The 17,881-nt window shown below is 64.8% G+C and carries 15 protein-coding genes; 9 read left to right on the top strand and 6 right to left on the bottom strand.

Going from position 1 to position 17,881, the window contains the following annotated elements; translation table 11 throughout:
• Positions 1-101 precede the first annotated feature (101 nt).
• The 3 genes from XF30_RS35190 to XF30_RS35180 form a co-directional block, all read right to left on the bottom strand.
• The gene (locus XF30_RS35190; protein WP_036009620.1) at positions 102-521 is read right to left on the bottom strand and encodes a CBS domain-containing protein; all 420 of its coding nucleotides are present in this window, start codon (positions 519-521) and stop codon (positions 102-104) included.
• Positions 522-703: 182 nt separating this feature from the next.
• The gene (locus XF30_RS35185; RefSeq protein ID WP_109145260.1) at positions 704-1,174 is read right to left on the bottom strand and encodes an aminoacyl-tRNA deacylase; all 471 of its coding nucleotides are present in this window, start codon (positions 1,172-1,174) and stop codon (positions 704-706) included.
• A 189-nt stretch (positions 1,175-1,363) separates the two neighbouring features.
• Positions 1,364-2,389, bottom strand: a complete 1,026-nt coding sequence (locus XF30_RS35180) for an alpha/beta hydrolase (protein ID WP_109145259.1) — start codon at positions 2,387-2,389, stop codon at positions 1,364-1,366.
• Between the two features lie 512 nt (positions 2,390-2,901).
• Between XF30_RS35180 and XF30_RS40235 the strand changes: the two genes are divergently transcribed.
• The 4 genes from XF30_RS40235 to XF30_RS35160 all read left to right on the top strand — a co-directional run bounded on the left by XF30_RS40235 (position 2,902) and on the right by XF30_RS35160 (position 7,813).
• On the top strand, positions 2,902-3,177 hold the full coding sequence (locus tag XF30_RS40235; RefSeq protein ID WP_109145258.1) for a GNAT family N-acetyltransferase: 276 nt from the start codon (positions 2,902-2,904) through the stop codon (positions 3,175-3,177).
• A 1,191-nt stretch (positions 3,178-4,368) separates the two neighbouring features.
• Positions 4,369-5,934 carry an amidohydrolase family protein gene (locus tag XF30_RS35170; protein ID WP_275945334.1) on the top strand — a complete coding sequence of 522 codons (1,566 nt, stop codon included), beginning with the start codon at positions 4,369-4,371 and terminating at the stop codon, positions 5,932-5,934.
• A gap of 3 nt (positions 5,935-5,937) precedes the next feature.
• A complete protein-coding gene (locus XF30_RS35165) occupies positions 5,938-6,867 on the top strand; it encodes a CobW family GTP-binding protein (RefSeq protein WP_109145257.1) in 930 nt (309 codons plus the stop codon).
• An 88-nt stretch (positions 6,868-6,955) separates the two neighbouring features.
• Entirely contained in the window at positions 6,956-7,813 is an 858-nt protein-coding gene (locus tag XF30_RS35160; protein WP_502696149.1) for an urea carboxylase-associated family protein, read from the top strand.
• Positions 7,814-7,850: 37 nt separating this feature from the next.
• Here the strand turns inward: XF30_RS35160 and XF30_RS35155 are convergent, their stop codons facing one another.
• Positions 7,851-8,228 carry a tautomerase family protein gene (locus XF30_RS35155; RefSeq protein ID WP_109145972.1) on the bottom strand — a complete coding sequence of 126 codons (378 nt, stop codon included), beginning with the start codon at positions 8,226-8,228 and terminating at the stop codon, positions 7,851-7,853.
• Between the two features lie 158 nt (positions 8,229-8,386).
• Between XF30_RS35155 and XF30_RS35150 the strand changes: the two genes are divergently transcribed.
• Positions 8,387-8,986, top strand: coding sequence for a TetR/AcrR family transcriptional regulator (locus XF30_RS35150; protein WP_036009632.1), 600 nt, complete (start codon positions 8,387-8,389; stop codon positions 8,984-8,986).
• A gap of 3 nt (positions 8,987-8,989) precedes the next feature.
• On the opposite strand, the gene XF30_RS35145 is transcribed toward XF30_RS35150, so the two are convergent.
• Positions 8,990-9,460: a hypothetical protein gene (locus XF30_RS35145; RefSeq protein WP_109145255.1), complete on the bottom strand. Its 471-nt coding sequence runs from the start codon at positions 9,458-9,460 to the stop codon at positions 8,990-8,992.
• Between the two features lie 14 nt (positions 9,461-9,474).
• Positions 9,475-9,975 carry a hypothetical protein gene (locus XF30_RS35140; RefSeq protein WP_109145254.1) on the bottom strand — a complete coding sequence of 167 codons (501 nt, stop codon included), beginning with the start codon at positions 9,973-9,975 and terminating at the stop codon, positions 9,475-9,477.
• A 292-nt stretch (positions 9,976-10,267) separates the two neighbouring features.
• Here XF30_RS35140 and XF30_RS35135 point away from each other — a divergent pair, with 292 nt between their 5' ends.
• The 4 genes from XF30_RS35135 to XF30_RS35120 all read left to right on the top strand — a co-directional run bounded on the left by XF30_RS35135 (position 10,268) and on the right by XF30_RS35120 (position 17,817).
• On the top strand, positions 10,268-11,950 hold the full coding sequence (locus tag XF30_RS35135; protein ID WP_109145253.1) for a methyl-accepting chemotaxis protein: 1,683 nt from the start codon (positions 10,268-10,270) through the stop codon (positions 11,948-11,950).
• 12 nt (positions 11,951-11,962) lie between these two features.
• The gene (locus tag XF30_RS35130; protein ID WP_109145252.1) at positions 11,963-12,634 is read left to right on the top strand and encodes an aspartate/glutamate racemase family protein; all 672 of its coding nucleotides are present in this window, start codon (positions 11,963-11,965) and stop codon (positions 12,632-12,634) included.
• A 147-nt stretch (positions 12,635-12,781) separates the two neighbouring features.
• Positions 12,782-14,503 (top strand): AMP-binding protein, encoded by a 1,722-nt coding sequence (locus XF30_RS35125; protein WP_109145251.1) that lies wholly within the window; start codon positions 12,782-12,784, stop codon positions 14,501-14,503.
• A gap of 8 nt (positions 14,504-14,511) precedes the next feature.
• On the top strand, positions 14,512-17,817 hold the full coding sequence (locus XF30_RS35120) for an acetyl-CoA carboxylase family protein (RefSeq protein ID WP_192893345.1): 3,306 nt from the start codon (positions 14,512-14,514) through the stop codon (positions 17,815-17,817).
• The last annotated feature ends 64 nt before the right edge of the window (positions 17,818-17,881 follow it).

Here is a 17,881-nt window from a genome sequence, read left to right as displayed (position 1 = left end):
CCGCGCGATAGTTGCACCACGAGCGCATGACTCGGGCTCCCACTCAACCCTATTCGGGCGGATCGCGAGAGGAGCCGTGGCCATACGTTTTGGCGGTAACTTCAGTGATGCGCCGAAACGCTTCTGACGGTCTCGGTGAGCATGTCACCCGATGAGGAATGGCTGACGTCACCCAGGCTGATGATGCCGACCATCCGCTTGCTCTTGTTGATCACCGGCAGCCTGCGGACCTGCAGCTTCTCCATATGATGCATCGCCTTGGCGAGGTCATCGTCCTCGCGGCAGCAATGGATGCCCTCGGTCATCACGTCACGTGCCGTCGCGCGGCCGGCATCGAAGCTGTGGCTCGCGAGTCCTTTGCAGACGATGTCGCGGTCGGTCACCATTCCGACCAGCTTGTCATCCTCGCCAATCGGAATGCAGCCGATGTCATGTGCCCGCATCAGTTTGGCAATCTCGGTGATTGGGGTGTCGGGGCTGACCCAGTCGACACCCTTGTGCATCACGTCTTTGACTTTCATGGCGAGCCTCCGTTCGTGGGTTTCAAGTGCGTTGATGCAATGCAGCGGCACCCCCATCTTCCGAACTCCGACCAGACAAAGCGCAGACACTTTCGCCGCCACCCTGCGGAACGGTATGACGGCGAACTTGCGGCTAGAGTTCCCGCCCAGGGCCGCAAGGACAATGGGCGGCGCACAGGTCCTCAGTCATGCGCGCTGAAGCGGCCGTGTGGTGCGTTGGCCGTCAGGCGCGCAAACTGCGCGTGACCCATGTGAAGCAGCGTCTCATGATCGCCGGCTTCCATATAGATGTCCGGCTGTGCCTCGAGGCTGTCGTCGACGATGATATCCAATCCGTAGCATTTGCCGACGGCAGGAACTGCACCGTGTGCACAGTCGCTGAACAGCCGATTGATCTCGGTTTCATTGGCCATGTGGACATTGTCGCCGAGGCTTGTCCTCAGGTCCGACAGGCGGAGGTGATGCGATGCGGGCAAGACGGCCAGCACGTATCCGCCGTCGCGCCGCAACACGATGCCCTTGGCGAGGCGGTCGCCGGAGATATGGCATGCCTGCGCCGTTCGGGCGGACGTCATGCTGAGTTCGTGCGGGATCACCTCGTACTGGATGTTCTCAGCGGCGAGGTATTTCTGGAGGGTGGGAGCAATGGCCATGGCATCACCTCCGATGCGGAATGGAAACCATCCACCGTGAGGCGATCCTGCAGACTCTCGCCATTCGATGGGCGGCTGCCTGACTAGCTACCCAACATAGGTCTTCCATCCGCAAGCTGCAATGCAATTCCCCTCGGAGCCGCAACGGGTGTGGGCAGGAGCAGGCTTTTCGCGTGGCTCGGCGCTCTCCTACGCCGTCGTGCCGTCGATCGAGCGGCGGATCACCCGCTGCACTTCCGTATTCGACAGGAACAAATCGTGGTTGATGATGCCCCAGCCTTCCTGGGAGGCATCGACCACGCGCACACCGAGCCCTGCGATGGCGGCCTTCTCGGCCGCGCCGACGCGGGTCATGCCGCCGGCGAGCTGCCCCGACAGCGCCAGTGCACGATCGTTGGTCGAGGCGATCACCGTGATCTTGCCGGCGAGAGGGCCGATGCGCTGGATCGCCGACGAGAACACGTCCATGTCGATGTCGGGCGCGGCAAACACCACCGCGCCAATCTTGCTCGTCACCGTGTCGCCGTATCTCCCATGGAGCTGGCGCAGGCTTTCGAGGGTCAGCATGGTTCCCATGCTGTGGGCGACGATGTGCACGCGCCCCGCCCCCGGCGCCGACACCAGCGCAGAGAGCACGCGCTCGAAATTGTCGCGCGACCACATCGCGCTGTCGCGGTCATAGGCGTAGTCGAACAGTCCTGCCTTGGAAGGCCAGGAGAACGCCATGGTCCGGCCGCGGAACTTGATCCCATCGGAAAGGTGGGCTGCATCCAGCACCGCCGTCTCGAATGTCTGCTTGAAACCGTGCACATAGATCAGCACGTCCCCGCCGCCGGCCTGCGCAGCGAGATCGCCGGCGTCGGCCGGGACCGGCTCGATCCGGTCGAGACGCCAGTTCTCGAGTCCGACCGAGGCGAGGGAAAGCCGGCTCTCGTCCGGCGCCGTCAGCTTCGCCCGCGCGACCGTCATGCTTGCGGCACGCTCCGGTCCGAACCAGGGTTTCGCGCGAGCACCGTTCACGGGCTTGCGCGTGGTGACGACAAGCAATGTCGGGTCGACCGAGAGCGAGGAGGCGTCGTAGCGCGCGCCGGTCGCACCGAGGCCAGCACATCCGCCGAGCGCCAGCGCGCTGCCCGCCGACAGGAGCCCGCCAAGGAGAGCGCGGCGCGAAACGGAAGGACGGCAGTCGCGTTGCAGGAGACTTCGGACGATCACACGGAACCTCGGGAACTTTGCCCCCCGTAACGCCGCCCCGTCCAGCTCCCTGAAGGACAATGGGGGCGAGAAGACGGCAGAGTGGTGTCGCGGCCGGTTGCATGGACGAGCTGTCGGGTCGAAGAACTCGACACCAGTGTCGGAGGCGGTGTCGGGACAAAGCGCGACTCGGTTGCGGCCGTGAAGTGGGCGGCGAGCAAAAGCGATAGGCAAAAGGGCTCGAAGCTGTTGGGTGCTCTTGGCAGCGTCCGCATCAACATCACCATTCACCGGCAGAACTGAGTGGACGGCTTGTCCGACGCGCAGCCTCCGGGCGTTCCGGTCTGGAGTTCTTGTGCGCATAGGAATTTCAGGGTCCGCATCAGGGGGCGCCTGTCCCTCGCGCTACCTTCGACTGGCGGTGAGCGCGGAGTCTGTCTGGGCGGAGACGTGCGCGATCTTCTTAGGGAGCGCGATCATTTGAAAATTGGCTCGATCATCCGCAGTTCGGATTTAGCGTTGTTTCAGATGCAATAGCAGTTGAACCGGATGTCCAATCTCACGGGATTGGCCGAGCGCTTGTCAAGGAATGTAGACGACAGGCCGCTTCATTAGTGCCAGGATCAAGATACGTCGAAGTAATGACTAGTCAGAGGCTGCAAGATGCACAGAGGCTCCTCAAAAAAGAAAATGCGGGACGCGACTTCTTGCAAGCAGCTGGATTTCGCTTGGCACCGACCTTCACAAGAATTCAAAAACCCCGCGGTGGCCGAGATAGGCGCCTCTACTACTGGGCCCCCACCCTCTGAGCCCCCCTCGAAGATGGACCGATTGTTTGTGCCTTTGGCAGAGCAGCCCTTCACTTGGTTTTGCTCGGGTCAAAAGAAATGGGAGCTTCGTCGATTTGGAAGACAGTACACGCCCAAATTTGTGAGAATTGGACGCCGCGTGGAGTTGCGGAAAGGCTACAAGGGACCCGAAGCGATTTGGGGCGAGATCGTACGCGTGGTTGAGGCCCAAGGAGTTGATGACTTTTTCAATAAAGTCCCCTTCAAAGAAGTTATCCCAGTGGCGAATTGAGATCTGCTTTGTCCTTAATTCAACGGGCGCGCGGAAATTAGGTTTGGATCAAGAATCAACTTTAACTCGCAAGCTGCGTCTCGTCTACCGCTAGTGTGATAGCCGACGCCTTGTTGATCGCGGGGTCCGTTGGGCAGCCGCCGGGTGTCGTTCTCGCCTGTCCGATATACGTGCGCACGTTGCGCTCAACAAGGTGCACACGTACGTCGGCCAAGAACCGATCCGCTGTCAACCCCTCCCGCCGAAAATATTCCACTTACCGAAATTCGGATTTGTCGTATGTATCGACCATTCCAGCCCACCAAGGGGCGGTCGTACGTCGTTTCGAGCGCGGGCTGGAAGTTGCGGTGGACGCGGGCGGCGTTAAAGGCGGAGCTTGCGCGTGCAGGGCGAGATGAACCTCGTGAGCATGCGGGACCCGCGAAGACGAACGGCGCCCCTGCGTACGGCGAAACCGTGTGGTCCTGGCCGTCGTTGCTACGGTCAAGCCTTGGCGAAGACGTCATCGCGTCAACCGGCGCGGTGCCGTGACTTTTGCGGAGGCGAGGGAGGCCAGAAGGAACTCGGCTCCCGGGAGAGCGCGGCATAGGCCGTCAAACCATCGCGCAGGGAAGGCCTGGTTTCGGCTGCCCTGTGTCTCCCCTGTGCACTGCGTGTGCATTCGTTCAGCGCAGGGGTCTTATGGGTGCCAGCTGGCGCCCGGTCTTCCCTGCGCCCTTTCCTTGAGGGGTGTGTGAAGCGGAGCATAGCTCGGGCGGATCAAGCCGCGAGAACGCGAGGGTATGCCGATTGGATCGGCGGATTGACGCAGCGGCATTGTTGGGCTCCGGTCCGATACACTTCCTGCGTTCACCGGCCTCACTTGCAAGCATGCTGCATCGGCATCAGTGGTGGTGGTCGTTCTCACGAGAATATGCACTATGCGCGCCGATGCGCCTCCGAAGCTGCTGCCGGGCCTTCGGAAATTCTGGCAATTTGCTTTTCGGAGTGACGAGATGAGCGGTTTGGTGGTCTCTGGCGGCCGGGTGGTGGATCCCGCGAGCGGGATGGACGCCGTTGGGGATGTGGCGGTCGTGGACGGCAAGATCGCCGCCGTCGGCACGGGCCTCGGCGGCGCCGAACGGGTGATCGACGCCACCGGCCTCGTGGTGGCGCCCGGCTTCATCGATCTGCATGCCCATGGCCAGTCGATCCCGGCCGATCGCATGCAGGCGTTCGACGGCGTCACGACCACCCTCGATCTCGAGGCCGGCGTGCTGCCGGTCGGGTCCTGGTATGAGCGCCAGGCGCGAAAGGGCCGCGTGCTGAATTATGGCGCGGCCACCAACTGGGCCTTTGCCCGCATCGGCGCGATGACGGGCTCCAACGCGGAGAGCTCGCTGGAAGCGTTCGGCAACGCCATGCGCGACCGCCGTTGGATGGACAATGTCGCAACCGATGCGGAGGTCTCGGGCATTCTCGAGCGTCTGGCCCGCGGCCTCAACGAAGGCGGTATCGGCATCGGCATCCTCAACGCCTATGCGCCCGGCGCCGGCGTGCAGGAGCTGACCGCAGTGTGCCAGCTGGCCGCGAAGCAGGACGTCCCCACCTTCACCCATGTCGCCTTCATGTCGCGCATCGATCCCGAGAGCGCAGTGGAAGCCTATATCCGCCTGATCGGCTATGCCGGCGCCACCGGCGCGCACATGCACATCTGCCATTTCAACTCGTCGAGCAAGACCGACGTCGAGCGTTGCCGCGTGCTGATCGAGAAGGCGCAAGGACAGGGCCTGCCGATCACGGTCGAGGCTTATCCTTACGGCACCGGCTCGACCGTGCTGGCCGCGGCCTTCTTCAGTGATCCCCAGTTCGTCGAGCGCAACGGCACCGGTTACGATTCCGTGCAGCGCGTCACCGACGGCTACCGCTTCCACGACCGCGAGGAGCTCTTGAAGGCGCAGGCCGAGGAGCCGTCCTCGCTGGTGCTCTGGCACATTCTCGACACCGAGAACAATGCGCACCACCGCGACCTGCTCGATATGTCGGTGCTGTATCCCGGCGGCGCGATCGCCTCCGACGCGATGCCGTGGACGCTGTCGGACGGCTCAACCTACACCGGCGATGCCTGGCCGCTGCCGGATGATGCGACCTCGCATCCGCGCTCGGCCGGCTGCTTCACGAAGTTCATCCGTGAATGGGTGCGCGAGCGTAAAGCCCTGTCGTTGCTGGAAGGCGTGCGCAAATGCGCGCTGATCCCGGCGGAGATCCTCTCGCAGAGCACGCCGGCGATGCGGAGCAAGGGCCGGCTCGCCAAGGACGCGGATGCTGACATCGTCGTGTTCGACTACGAGAAGCTCTCGGACCGTGCGACCTTCACCGCGATGAACCGGCCCTCTGAGGGCGTCCGGCATCTTGTCGTCAGCGGCCAGGTGCTGATCAGCGACGGCATGCTCGATGTGACCGCGCGGCCGGGCAGGCCCGTGCGCCGCCCAATCGTCGAGGGCTGATCCATGGCGGTCCCCATTCTCCTGGTGACGGGCTTCTTGGGGGCCGGCAAGACCACGGTCGTCAACCATCTGCTGGCGCATGCGGAGGGGCGGCGGATCGCTGCCGTCGTCAACGATTTCGGCGCCATCAACATCGATGCGGAGCTGATCGCGGGCGCGAGCGACGGCGTGGTCAGCCTTGCCAATGGCTGCATCTGCTGCTCGCTCGAGGGCGATCTGCTCCGCACGCTTTCGACGCTGCTGCGGCGTGATCCCAAGCCCGATTGTATCGTCATCGAGACCAGTGGCGTTGCCGATCCCGCCGACATCGTGCGCAACCTAATGGACCCCGTGATCCTGCGCGAGGCGCAGCTGGAGACGGTGCTTTGCGTGTTGGACGCAGGGACACCGCCTTCGGCTCTGGACGACGCGCTGATGCGGTCGCAGCTGCGCGTCGCCGATATCGTGGCATTGAGCAAGCTGGATCTGGCGGGCGCGGGCGCGGGGGTGCGGATGCGTGACGCCATCCGCGCCCAGCGCGTGCCCGCGGTGGTGGTCGAGGCACAGCACGGCGAGATTCCGCCCGCGCTGCTGTTTCCCGCCGGTGCCGACCGCGCTCCGGCGCCGCGCGAGGTGGGACCGAAACGGCCGGCGGAGGAGCGCTTCGAGGCACTGAGCTGGACCTCGGATAAGCCGGTCTCGCTGCCGCGCCTGCAGCAGGCCATCAGCCGCCTTGCGCCGAAGCTGGCGCGCGCCAAGGGCCTGTTCGAAACCATCGAGCAGCCCGGCCGCACGATGGTGTTTCAGTTCGCCGCCGGCCGGGCGACCCTGGCGCCTGGCGATGCGCCGACACCGGGCGCGGCGCGGACGCGCATCGTCTTCATTGCCGAGCTTGGCATGCTCTCGAAGGCGGAGCTCGATGAAGTCATGGAGGCGTGCGTTGCCGGCGGCTGAGGTGAGGGGGTAGGGTCAACCGCTTCCGCCATTAGCCACCACCTCTCCTCTTGCCGAGTCGATCCGAGGCCGAACTATGCCGCCAAATATGCCACTCGCCCCCGCTGATGCCGCCTCGCGCCGCGCTGCCAAGCCGGCCATCGTCTATCCGGCCGGGACGATGCCCGGGCCGGATATGGCTACGCTCGAAGCAGCCCGCCGTGCTGCGGTCAAGACGCACGAGCTTATCGTGCCGCCACGCGATGCCCGTGCCTTTCGCGTGGCGCGCGGCCAGTTCTTCCGCATCGTGAGCATCGAAGGCCCTCAGGTCGGTGACCTCAATCTCTGGAATGCAGACGATCTCTCCGAGCGCTTCTTCAGCGGCAAGACGCGGGCGCTCCATGGCACGCATGTCGGCATCGGTGACCGGCTCTGGAGTAATATGCCCTATCTTCGGCCGATGGTGACCATCAGCCACGATACGCTTGGCTGGTACGGCTTCGACGCGGACGGTGCCGGCATTCACGATGTGATCGGCACGCGCTGCGATCCCTACACAAATCTCCTGCTGAACGGCACGGCTTACGATTTTTGCTGTCACTCCAACCTGTCCCGCGCCCTCGCCACCGAATTGAAGGCGGATCCGGCCGCAGTGGAGCATCATGTCCACGACGTGCTCAACGTCTTCATGTGCACCGGCTTCACCAGGGACACGCACCAATATTTCATGAAGGCAAGTCCGGTCCGCCCCGGCGACTTCATCGAGCTCTTCGCGGAGATCGACCTGCTCGGCGCGCTGTCGGCCTGTCCAGGTGGAGACTGCAGCGCAACCCATTCCAGCGATGCCGCGGCATGCCATCCGCTCAAGATCGAAATCTTCGAGCCGGATCGAACGGCCCTGAAAGGCTGGACCTGGCCTACCCCGAGCGCGTATCACCGTCACCACGGTGCGCATGCGGGACGCTGAATCTCAGTCTTCGACCGGCAATCCGTCGCCGTGCACCTCACGCGAACTGCGCGATGCCGTGACCGACGGACCAGTTCTCCTTGGGCGCGTCGAGCACGTTGACGAACACGTCCTCGGGCCTGATCCCCGGGTTCTCGCCGAGCAGGTCGGCGATCCGACGATACAGCGCTTTCTTCTGCTCGGCCGTGCGCGAGGCGAACACGGTGATCTGGATCAGCAGGGCGTCTTCGCTGCGCTCGACGCCGTAAGCATTGCCGCAGCGGAAGTTGGCCGGCTCATGCTCGGTGATGGCCATGAACGCATCGCCTTCGGGCACGTTCAGGGCCTCGCGCATCGCGCGGTAAAGTCCGTCCAGAATCGCCTGCCGGTAGCTTTGCGGCTTACCGGCGCGCATCGAAATGTGGAGGAGAGGCATCACGCGGCCCTTTGCATGCGGTCCCGGCTGACACGGCGATGTGAACGCCGCCGGCTCGGCCAATTCAGAAAAACGGACTATCAATCTCGATCGGTTTTTGACACGATGTCGAGAAAGCATATTCTTGACGGCATGTCAAATACTTTGCGGAGCCAAGCTTGAGACCGCGCGAGTTCGATCATGACGAGGTTCTGCGCATCGCGTTCGACCAGTTCTGGCGCAAGGGCGTGCGCGGCACCTCGCTGTCCGACATTGCGCGCGATGCGGCGGTCCAGCGCGGGAGTCTCTACAATGCCTTCGGCAGCAAGGAGGCGCTATTCCTGCAGGCCTATGAACGCTACGCGGGGGATTATCTCGCCAAGCTGCAAAAGGCGCTCGGGGCAGGTTCCTTGCGCAAGCGCCTCACCGCGTTCTTCGATCTGACCATCACCAATTTCCGCTCGGGCACGCCGCCGCGCGGCTGTCCGACGACGCGCGGGCTGATGGAGCTCGGCGGCGCCGAAGGCGAGGGGCTCGACGACAACGCGCGCCAGGCTTTTGCGAACCTGATCTCGCGCATCACCGCACTGCTTCAGGACACGTTGGCCGCTGGCGCGGCGCGGGGCGAGTTCGACGGCAATCCCGCGGCTGCGGCGCTGCAGATCGTCACCGTGACGCGCGGCCTCGCCGTGCTCGAGCGTGCCTTCGGGGACGAGCCCCAATTGCGCAAGATCGCCGCGCACACGATCGATCTCGTGCTCGGCAGGAATGGCGGATAGGTGTCAGCACAGCGCGAGCGCGTTGACCGCGCGTGTCGCAGCATCCTCCTTGCCGGAGCCAACGACCTGGCCAACGGTGGATTCGAGCTCGCCCGGCTGCTTGCGGCGCGCGACCGCCAGCAGTCGCATCAATTCCGCCTCGTCCTTGGAAAGCCGCCTGCAGGACGGCGGCATGAAGCACAGCTCGCAGGGCCGCTCCTTGCGCAGGATCCTGACGAGCGCGGCCGCGCGCGCGACCAGCAGCGGGCTGTCGGCAATGCCGGGCGCTTCCTCGGCAAAGCGATAGGCCGCTTCCCAGCAATCCGATGCGCCGGTCGCATAGGCCGCTCCGATGAAGCGGAGCAGCGCCAGCGCGAGGCGGGAAAAATCATCGTAGCTGTCGATGTCCGGCCGGGTCGCAAGCGCGGCCTGGAGTGGACAGAGCAGCGGCTCACCAGCGTCCGACGTCGGCTCGGAATCGCAACTGGCCCGCATCGTGAACGATCTCGTCAATGCAACGTCGCGCTGCCCACGAACCAGCTCTTCATCGCCAATATCCCGTCATGCTCGACAGGCTGCACGTGCCGGTCGGGCAGGGCGAGGCCGGCCATGCGGAAGATCGTCGCAAGCCCCAGGACCGGCGCGAGCGCCCAATCGGCGCCGATCGGCGGCAGCCAGCGCTCGAACTGCTCGCGCGCGACATCGACGCGGTCCTGCTGGGCCGCGGCAATCGCGCGCAAGATTCCGCGCTCGCTGTCGGACATGCGCGGACAGGTGGGGCAGTGCACTTCGATCGCGGTATGCGCGGTGCAGGCAAAGATCTCGATGATGGAATCCAGCGACAGCACGGCATCGCCGACGCGAAAATGGTCGTACACCTGCTGGATATCGGCCGCCGTCGGGACGGCGCCTCCGCTACGCGCCTTCGCCCGAAATCCCCAGATGAAGAGACGCTCCGCTGCGCTCAGCGCAGGAAGATCGACGGGCCTGGTGTATGTCGATCGATGCATTGTGCTTCTGGCCTCCGGCTGCGCTCACGCCAGCGCTGGCGCGGATGATCTGCGCCGATCGTTCTGCCAAAGAGCTCTCCAAGTCAACGCGCGGAGAGGCGATGTCGAGGTGTTCTAGATTGGAAGAATTCGTATCTCGGGTGACGTCGGTCTCGCTTGTCTCGTGGCCATACGAGCGTGCCGGTAACGTCCCCGCAAAATTTCGGAGTGTCGGGAACCCGAATGCTTAAAGCTTTGCTAAGAGAAGCGGGATAATCTGGCATATCAGCCCTTCCAATTCCTGTGAGCACCGATGATTTTCTCCCGCATCAGTTTCAAGCTGGTCCTGATTGTCGGCATCAGCCTCCTCGGCATGATCGCGTTGGCGCCGGTCGCCCTCTCGACCCTGCGCACGCAGATGGTCGCCGACCGTCAGGCCAAGACGCAGCAGATGGTCGATGTTGGCTACGGCATCCTGGCGCACTACCAGAAGCTCGAGAGCGAAGGAAAGCTCTCGCGCGAGCAGGCGCAGGCCGGCGCGATGGCCGAGATCAAGAGTCTGCGCTACGACAAGGTCGAGTATTTCTGGATCAACGACATGACCCCCAAGATGGTCATGCATCCGATCAGGCCCGAGCTTGACGGCAAGGATCTCTCCGGGATGAAGGATCCCGCCGGCAATGCGCTGTTCATGGGCTTCGTTGACGTCGTCAACAAGAAGGGTGCGGGCTTCTACGGCTACCTCTGGCCGAAGCCCGGCTTCGACCAGCCGGTCGGGAAAATCTCCTATGTGAAGGGCTTTGCGCCCTGGGGCTGGATCATCGGCACCGGCATCTATCTGGACGATGTCGATGCCGCCTTCCGCCAGAACGCGATGACTTTCGCCTATATTTGTCTCGCTGTGCTGGTCGTGGTGCTCGGCGCCTCCTTCCTGATCGGCCGCAGCGTCACCCGGCCGCTGGCCCGGATCACCGCGCTGACCGAGCGCCTTGCCGCCGGCGACAGCGCCTTCGACGTGCCCTACACCGACCGCCGCGACGAGGTCGGCGGCCTCGCCAAGGCGCTCGCCGTGTTCAAGGACAATGCATCGGCGGTGAGCCGGATGCATGCCGAGCAGCAGGAGCTGAAGCAGAAGGCCGACGAGGAGAAGCGCAAGACCATGACCGATCTCGCCGGCAAGTTCGAGGCGAGCGTCCAGGCCGTCGTTCGCGACGTCTTCGACGAGGCCCGCGCGATGCAGCAGGCGGCGCAGGGCATGTCGGAAACCGCGAACAAGGCGAGCGACCGTGCGAGCTTCGTCGCCACCGCGTGTCAACAGGCCTCGAGCAACGTGCAGACGGTGGCCTCCGCCGCCAGTGAATTATCGGCCTCGATCGCCGAGATCAGTCAGCGCGTGGCACAGGCCGCGACGGTCGCCGATAAGGCCGCCGCCGACGGCCAGCGCACCAACGACACCGTGCAGGGCCTTGCCGCCGCCGCGCACAAGATCGGCGAGGTCATCGACCTCATCAACCAGATCGCCTCGCAGACCAATCTGCTCGCGCTCAACGCCACCATCGAGGCGGCGCGCGCGGGCGAGGCCGGCAAAGGCTTTGCGGTGGTCGCGAGCGAAGTGAAGTCGCTGGCGAGTCAGACCGCGAAGGCGACCGACGAGATCGGCGCGCAGATCACCGCGATCCAGGCCGAGACCAATCAGGTCGTCGGCAACATCGAGAGCATCCGCGCCACCATCATGGAGGTCAACGAGATCTCCTCGTCGATCGCCGCCGCGGTCGAGGAGCAGGGCGCCGCGACGAAGGCGATCGCGCACAGCGTGCAGGAGGCGGCCTCCGGCACCGACCAGGTCTCGCACAACATCTCCGGCGTCACCGACGCGACGGCCGAGACCGGACAGGCCGCCGGCCTCGTACTGCAATCGAGCGGCCGGCTGACGCACAAGCTGCAATCGCTGCAGGACGAGGTCAGCGCCTTCGTTGCGGGCGTGCGGGCGGCTTAGTATAACGGGAGGATGGGCCAAAGCTCCGATCGACGCGCGCGCATCCTCCTGATCAATCCGAACAGCAATGAGGCGACCACCACGATGATGGTGGCGATCGCAAGGTCCGCTGCCGCCGATGGTTTCGACATCGTTGGCGCCACGGCAACGCGTGCGCCCACGATGATCGTCTCGGCGGACGCGCTGGAGGTGGCTGCGCTGGAGGTCGAGGAGATCGCGCGTCTCCGTGGCGGCGAGTGCGACGGCGTCATCGTGTCGGCATTCGGTGATCCCGGTCTCGCCGGGATCAAGGCGGCGATGAAGCTGCCCGCCGTCGGCATCGGCGAATCCGCGATGCTGGAAGCCGCCGGGAACGGTCGCCGGTTCGGCGTGGCGACCACGACGCCGTTGCTGAAAGCGAAGATCGATGCATTGCCTGATACGCTGGGTTTGCGCGCGAGCTACACCGGCACGCGCTTCGCCGATGGTGATCCGCAACAGCTGATGCGCGATCAAGCGCAGCTGCGCGCAGCGCTCGCCGGCGCGGTTGAGGCCTGCATTGTGCGAGACAGAGCGGAAGCGGTCATCATCGGCGGCGGGCCGCTGGGTGAAGCGGCGCGCGAGCTTCAGCCGATGTTCGCGGCGCCAATCATCGCCCCGATCCCATCTGCCGTGCGACGGATCATTCGTCTCGTCGCGGCGTAACCTCCGGTTTTTCCGCGCCGCGGCATCGGCCGTGCTGCGGGAAACTGTTTTCCTTGACATCAACTCTGCGGTGCTCGACGTGTAACGAGGTCGAGCGATGCTGCCTTGCGTCCCTCGCGAAAGGAAAAGCAACACGGGAAGGACGTCATGAACACGGGCCTCGACGAGAATGACTACCTCGCCACCTTGCGCGGCCTGTGGGACAAAGCCTGGCCGACCGGCCTGCCGCGCTCGCCGAACTATCTGCACGGCGAAGTTCCTCTGACGGAATATCTGCGCACCTGGGCGAAGCGGAGTCCGGAGCGGCCCGCGGTGATCTTCTACGGGCATGTGACCACCTATGCCGATCTCGATCAGAAGAGCGATCGCTTTGCGGCGCTGTTGCAGGCAAAGGGCGTGCGCAAGGGCGATCGCGTCGCCGTCTTCCTGCCGAACTGCCCGCAATTCCACGTCGTGTTCTTCGGTATCCTGAAGCTCGGCGCGATCCACGTCCCCATCAGCCCGCTGTCGCGCGCGTTCGAATTGTCCTACCAGCTCAACGACACCGAGGCCGAGGTGATCGTCGCGCTCGACCAGCTCATTCCTATCGTTGATCAGGTCCGCTGCGAGGTGCGCCTGCGCGAGATCATCGTCACCAGCTTCGCCGATGTCGTGCCGGCGGCGCCTGCGTTTCCCGCGCCGGACTCGATCCGCACGCCGCGCGTTGCGGTCTCCGGCGCAACTGATCTCCTGCCGGCGCTCGCGGCACTGCCCGCACCGACCCCGCTGCCGCCGCCCCACCTCGATGATGTCGCTGCGCTCAATTACACCGGCGGCACCACCGGCATGCCCAAGGGCTGCGTGCATACCCATCGCGATATGGTTTACACGGCCGCCGCCAATTACGGCATCTCGTTTCCCTCGGATGAGAGCAGCGTGTTCCTGTCGTTCTTTCCGGAGTTCTGGATTGCGGGCGAGAATTCCGGTCTGATCTTCCCGCTGTTCTCGGGCGGCACGCTGGTTCTGCTCGCGCGCTGGGACGCTGTCGGCGCGATGGCGGCGATCGACAAGTACAAGGTCACGATGACGGCGATGCCGGTCGACAGCGCGGTCGAGATGATGGACCATCCGCGCTGGAGCGAGTTCGACCTGTCGTCGCTGCAACAGGTGCGCGTGGTCTCCTTCGTCAAGAAGCTCAACGCCGGCTATCGCAGGCGCTGGAAGGACCTCACCGGCACGATCCTGATGGAGGCGGCCTGGGGCATGACCGAGACCCACACCTCCAATACTTTCACCGCTGGCTTTCAGGACGGGGATTTCGACCTCAACAGCCAGCCGATCTTCGTCGGCCTGCCGGTCCCCGGCGCCGAGTTCAAGATCACCGATTTCGAGACCGGTGCGCTGCTGCCGCTGGGAGCCGAAGGCGAGATCCGCGTGCGTACGCCGTCGCTGCTCAAGAGCTACTGGAACAAGCCCGAGGCGACGGCGGAATCGCTTGTCGACGGCTGGTTGCGCACCGGCGATATCGGCACCATCGACAAGGACGGCTTTCTGCACTTCCTCGGCCGGCGCAAGGAGATGCTGAAGGTCAAGGGCATGAGCGTGTTTCCGCCGGAGATCGAGGCGTTGCTGGGGCAGCATCCGAAGGTGCTGGGCTCGGGCGTGGTCGGCCGTGATGATCCGGACAAGGGCCAGGTGCCGGTCGCTTATATCCAGCTCAAGCCGGAAGCGATCGGCACGGTCTCAGAACAGGAACTGCGCGCCTGGTGCGCCGAGCGCATGGCCGTCTACAAGGTTCCGGAAGTCCGCGTTATCGATGCGCTGCCGTTGACGGCAACGGGCAAGGTCAGGAAGCAGGACCTCATTCCAAATCCTGCTGCCGTCCAGTGAGAGAGACGATGTCGTTCAAGAAGCTCCTGATCGCCAATCGCGGCGAGATCGCCATCCGCATCGCACGCGCGGCGGCCGATGCCGGCATTGCGACGGTCGCGATCCATCCCGCCGACGATGCGCTGTCGCTGCACGGGCGGGTTGCGGACGAGGCGATTGAGATCCCCGGCCGCGGCGCACGGGCCTATCTCGACATCGAGGCCGTGGTGATGGCGGCGAAGAGCGCAGCTTGCGATGCCGTGCATCCCGGCTATGGCTTCCTCAGCGAGAACGCGGCATTCGCGAAAGCCTGCGCCGACGCCGGAATCACCTTCGTCGGGCCGAAACCGGCTGCGCTCGAGCTGTTCGGCGACAAGGTTGCGGCACGTCAGCTGGCCAAACGCTGCGGCGTGCCGATCATTGCCGGCACCAGCGGGCCGTCCAGCCTCGAGGAGATCACGGCATTCTTCACCTCGCTCGGCAGCAATGCTGCGATCGTGATCAAAGCGATGGCGGGCGGTGGCGGCCGCGGCATGCGCGTGGTGGAGAACGCGTCCGATCTTTCGGAAGCCTATGCGCGCTGCCAGTCCGAGGCCAAGGCGGCGTTCGGCTTCGAGGGCGTCTATGCCGAACGGCTGATCCGGCAGGCGCGCCACATCGAGGTCCAGATCATCGGTGACCGCCATGGTGCGATCTCCCATCTCTGGGAACGCGAATGCACCATCCAGCGCCGGCACCAGAAGCTGATCGAGGTGGCGCCGAGCCCGTCATTGAGCGATGCCCTGCGCGGCCGCATCATCGAAGCGGCAAAGCAGCTGGCGGGCGCCGCGTCTTACGACAATCTCGGCACGTTCGAGTTTCTGGTCGACGGAACCGCCGAGGACAGCTTCGCCTTCATCGAGGCCAACCCGCGGCTCCAGGTCGAGCACACCGTGACCGAAGAGGTGCTCGGCGTCGATCTCGTCCGCGCCCAGCTCGCTGTCGCTGCAGGCAGCACGCTGGCCTCGCTTGGTCTCGCGCAGGCATCGATCCCGAAGCCGCGCGGCCATGCCATGCAGCTTCGCGTCAACATGGAGACGCTGGACGAGACCGGCGCCACGCATCCGACCGGTGGCGTCCTCGCCGTGTTCGAGCCGCCGTCGGGCCCCGGCGTGCGCGTCGATAGTTTCGGCTATGCCGGCTACAAGACCAGCGCGGCCTTCGACTCGCTGCTTGCCAAGGTGATCGTGCACACGCCGAGCGAGGCCTGGCATGACGTCGTCGCGAAAGCCTTGCGTGCGCTACGCGAGTTCCGGATAGATGGCGTCGTCACCAACATTGCCTTCCTCCAGTCGGTGCTCGCGCATCCCGATTTCAGGACCAACCGCATCGCGACTGATTTCATCGACCGCAACATTGCCAGGCTCGTGGAAGCATCGGATGGGGCCGCCAAGCCGCTTTACTTCGCCGCGGCAGAGCGCGGCGCCGGTCACAGCGCGGAGGTGCACGTCGCGCCAGCCGTACCCGAAGGCACGGTGATGGTCGCGGCCCCCTTGCAGGGAACCATCGTCACCATCCAGGTGAAGAAAGGCGAGATCGTCCGCCCCGGCCAGCAACTCGCCGTGATCGAGTCCATGAAGATGGAGCACCTCGTCATGGCCGAGCAGGGCGGGCGGGTGACAAAACTCGTCGCAGGTGACGGCGTCACGCTGATGCATGGCGAGCCGATCCTCTATCTCGAGCCGCTCGACGTCGCCGCCGACAGCGCGGTGGCGGAAGCCGACATCGATCTCGACCATATCCGTCCCGATCTTGCCGAGCTGATCGCCCGCCAGGCCAACACGCTCGACGAGAACCGCCCCGCTGCGGTCGAGCGCCGCCGCAACACCAACCAGCGCACCGCTCGCGAGAACGTCGCCCAGCTCGTCGACGACGGCTCGTTCATGGAGTACGGCAGCCTTGCGATCGCGGCGCAGCGCCGCCGGCGCAAGCTCGACGATCTCATCAAGAACACGCCGGCGGACGGCCTCGTCATGGGCGTCGCCACTGTCAATGCCGAGAAGTTCGGGCCAGAAGGCGCGCGCTGCATCGTCGTGGCCTACGACTACACCGTGCTCGCGGGCACGCAGGGCCACATGAACCACAAGAAGATCGATCGCATGCTGACGCTGGCGGAAGACTGGCGCGTGCCGCTGGTGTTCTATGCCGAAGGCGGCGGCGGCCGGCCCGGCGACACCGACCGGCTCGGCATGACCGGCCTCGACGGGCCGTCCTTCGTGCAGTTCGCGCGGCTCTCGGGCCTCGTGCCTGTCGTCGGCGTTGTTTCCGGCTATTGCTTCGCCGGCAACGCCGCGATGCTCGGTTGCTGCGATGTCATCATCGCCACCAAGAACGCTTCGATCGGCATGGGCGGTCCTGCCATGATCGAGGGCGGCGGCCTCGGCGTCTATCATCCGGCTGAGGTCGGCCCTGTATCATTCCAGTCGCCGAACGGCGTCATCGACATCCTGGTCGAGGACGAGGAGGAAGCGACCCGCGTCGCGCAAAAATATCTGTCCTATTTCCAGGGTGCGGTGGCGGATTGGGAGGCTGCTGACCAGCGCCTGCTCCGCCGCGCCATCCCCGAGAACCGCCTGCGCGTCTATGACATCCGCAGCGTGATCGACCTCGTCGCCGACAAGGATTCCGTGCTGGAGCTGCGCCGCGACTACGGCGTCGGCATGATCACAGCGCTGATCCGAATCGAAGGCAAGCCGTTCGGCCTGATTGCCAACAATCCGCGCCATCTCGGCGGCGCAATCGATGCCGATGCCGGCGACAAGGCTGCGCGTTTCCTCCAGCTCTGCGACGCCTTCGATCTGCCTGTTGTCTCGCTGTGCGACACGCCCGGCTTCATGGTCGGCCCCGAGGCGGAGAAGACCGCGATCGTGCGCCACGTCTCACGCATGTTCGTGACCGGCGCCAGCCTCACCGTGCCGCTGTTCGGCATCGTGCTGCGCAAGGGCTATGGTCTCGGCGCACAATCGATGATCGGCGGCGGCTTCCACGCCTCGTTCTTCACCGCGGCCTGGCCGACCGGGGAGTTCGGCGGCATGGGCCTGGAGGGCTACGTCCGCCTCGGCTTCCGCAAGGAGATGGAGGCGATCGCCGATCCCGAGGAGCGCGAGACCTATTACCGCAACAAGGTCGCCGAGCTCTATGCCAACGGCAAGGCGGTCTCGATCGCCTCCGTGTTCGAGATCGACAACGTCATCGACCCGGCCGAGACGCGGCGCTGGATCATGGCGGGCTTGCGCACGGTGCCGAAGCCCGAGCCGAGGACGGCGAAGAAGCGGCCGTGCATCGACACGTGGTGAGGGCGGTGCAGCAATAGCTGCTTTCCCGGTTCCCGATTGACATCCCCGCCTTTGCTGCCAGACT

The organism is Bradyrhizobium sp. SUTN9-2, assembly GCF_003122645.1.
GTDB classification, from domain to species: Bacteria; Pseudomonadota; Alphaproteobacteria; order Rhizobiales; family Xanthobacteraceae; genus Bradyrhizobium; species Bradyrhizobium yuanmingense.
Note: the sequence above shows the minus strand (reverse complement) of the source record. Positions and strands in the feature narration are given on the sequence as shown.

Excerpts from the sequence above, each read along its gene's own strand:
- XF30_RS35140 (WP_109145254.1), bottom strand. The coding sequence starts at position 9,975 with ATGCATCGATCGACATACACCAGGCCCGTCGATCTTCCTGCGCTGAGC.
- XF30_RS35145 (WP_109145255.1), bottom strand. The coding sequence starts at position 9,460 with ATGCGGGCCAGTTGCGATTCCGAGCCGACGTCGGACGCTGGTGAGCCG.
- XF30_RS35170 (WP_275945334.1), top strand. The coding sequence starts at position 4,369 with ATGCGCGCCGATGCGCCTCCGAAGCTGCTGCCGGGCCTTCGGAAATTC.
- XF30_RS35190 (WP_036009620.1), bottom strand. The coding sequence starts at position 521 with ATGAAAGTCAAAGACGTGATGCACAAGGGTGTCGACTGGGTCAGCCCC.
- XF30_RS35125 (WP_109145251.1), top strand. The coding sequence starts at position 12,782 with ATGAACACGGGCCTCGACGAGAATGACTACCTCGCCACCTTGCGCGGC.
- XF30_RS35185 (WP_109145260.1), bottom strand. The coding sequence starts at position 1,174 with ATGGCCATTGCTCCCACCCTCCAGAAATACCTCGCCGCTGAGAACATC.
- XF30_RS35120 (WP_192893345.1), top strand. The coding sequence starts at position 14,512 with ATGTCGTTCAAGAAGCTCCTGATCGCCAATCGCGGCGAGATCGCCATC.
- XF30_RS35155 (WP_109145972.1), bottom strand. The coding sequence starts at position 8,228 with ATGCCTCTCCTCCACATTTCGATGCGCGCCGGTAAGCCGCAAAGCTAC.
- XF30_RS35130 (WP_109145252.1), top strand. The coding sequence starts at position 11,963 with ATGGGCCAAAGCTCCGATCGACGCGCGCGCATCCTCCTGATCAATCCG.
- XF30_RS35160 (WP_502696149.1), top strand. The coding sequence starts at position 6,956 with ATGCCACTCGCCCCCGCTGATGCCGCCTCGCGCCGCGCTGCCAAGCCG.
- XF30_RS35135 (WP_109145253.1), top strand. The coding sequence starts at position 10,268 with ATGATTTTCTCCCGCATCAGTTTCAAGCTGGTCCTGATTGTCGGCATC.
- XF30_RS35165 (WP_109145257.1), top strand. The coding sequence starts at position 5,938 with ATGGCGGTCCCCATTCTCCTGGTGACGGGCTTCTTGGGGGCCGGCAAG.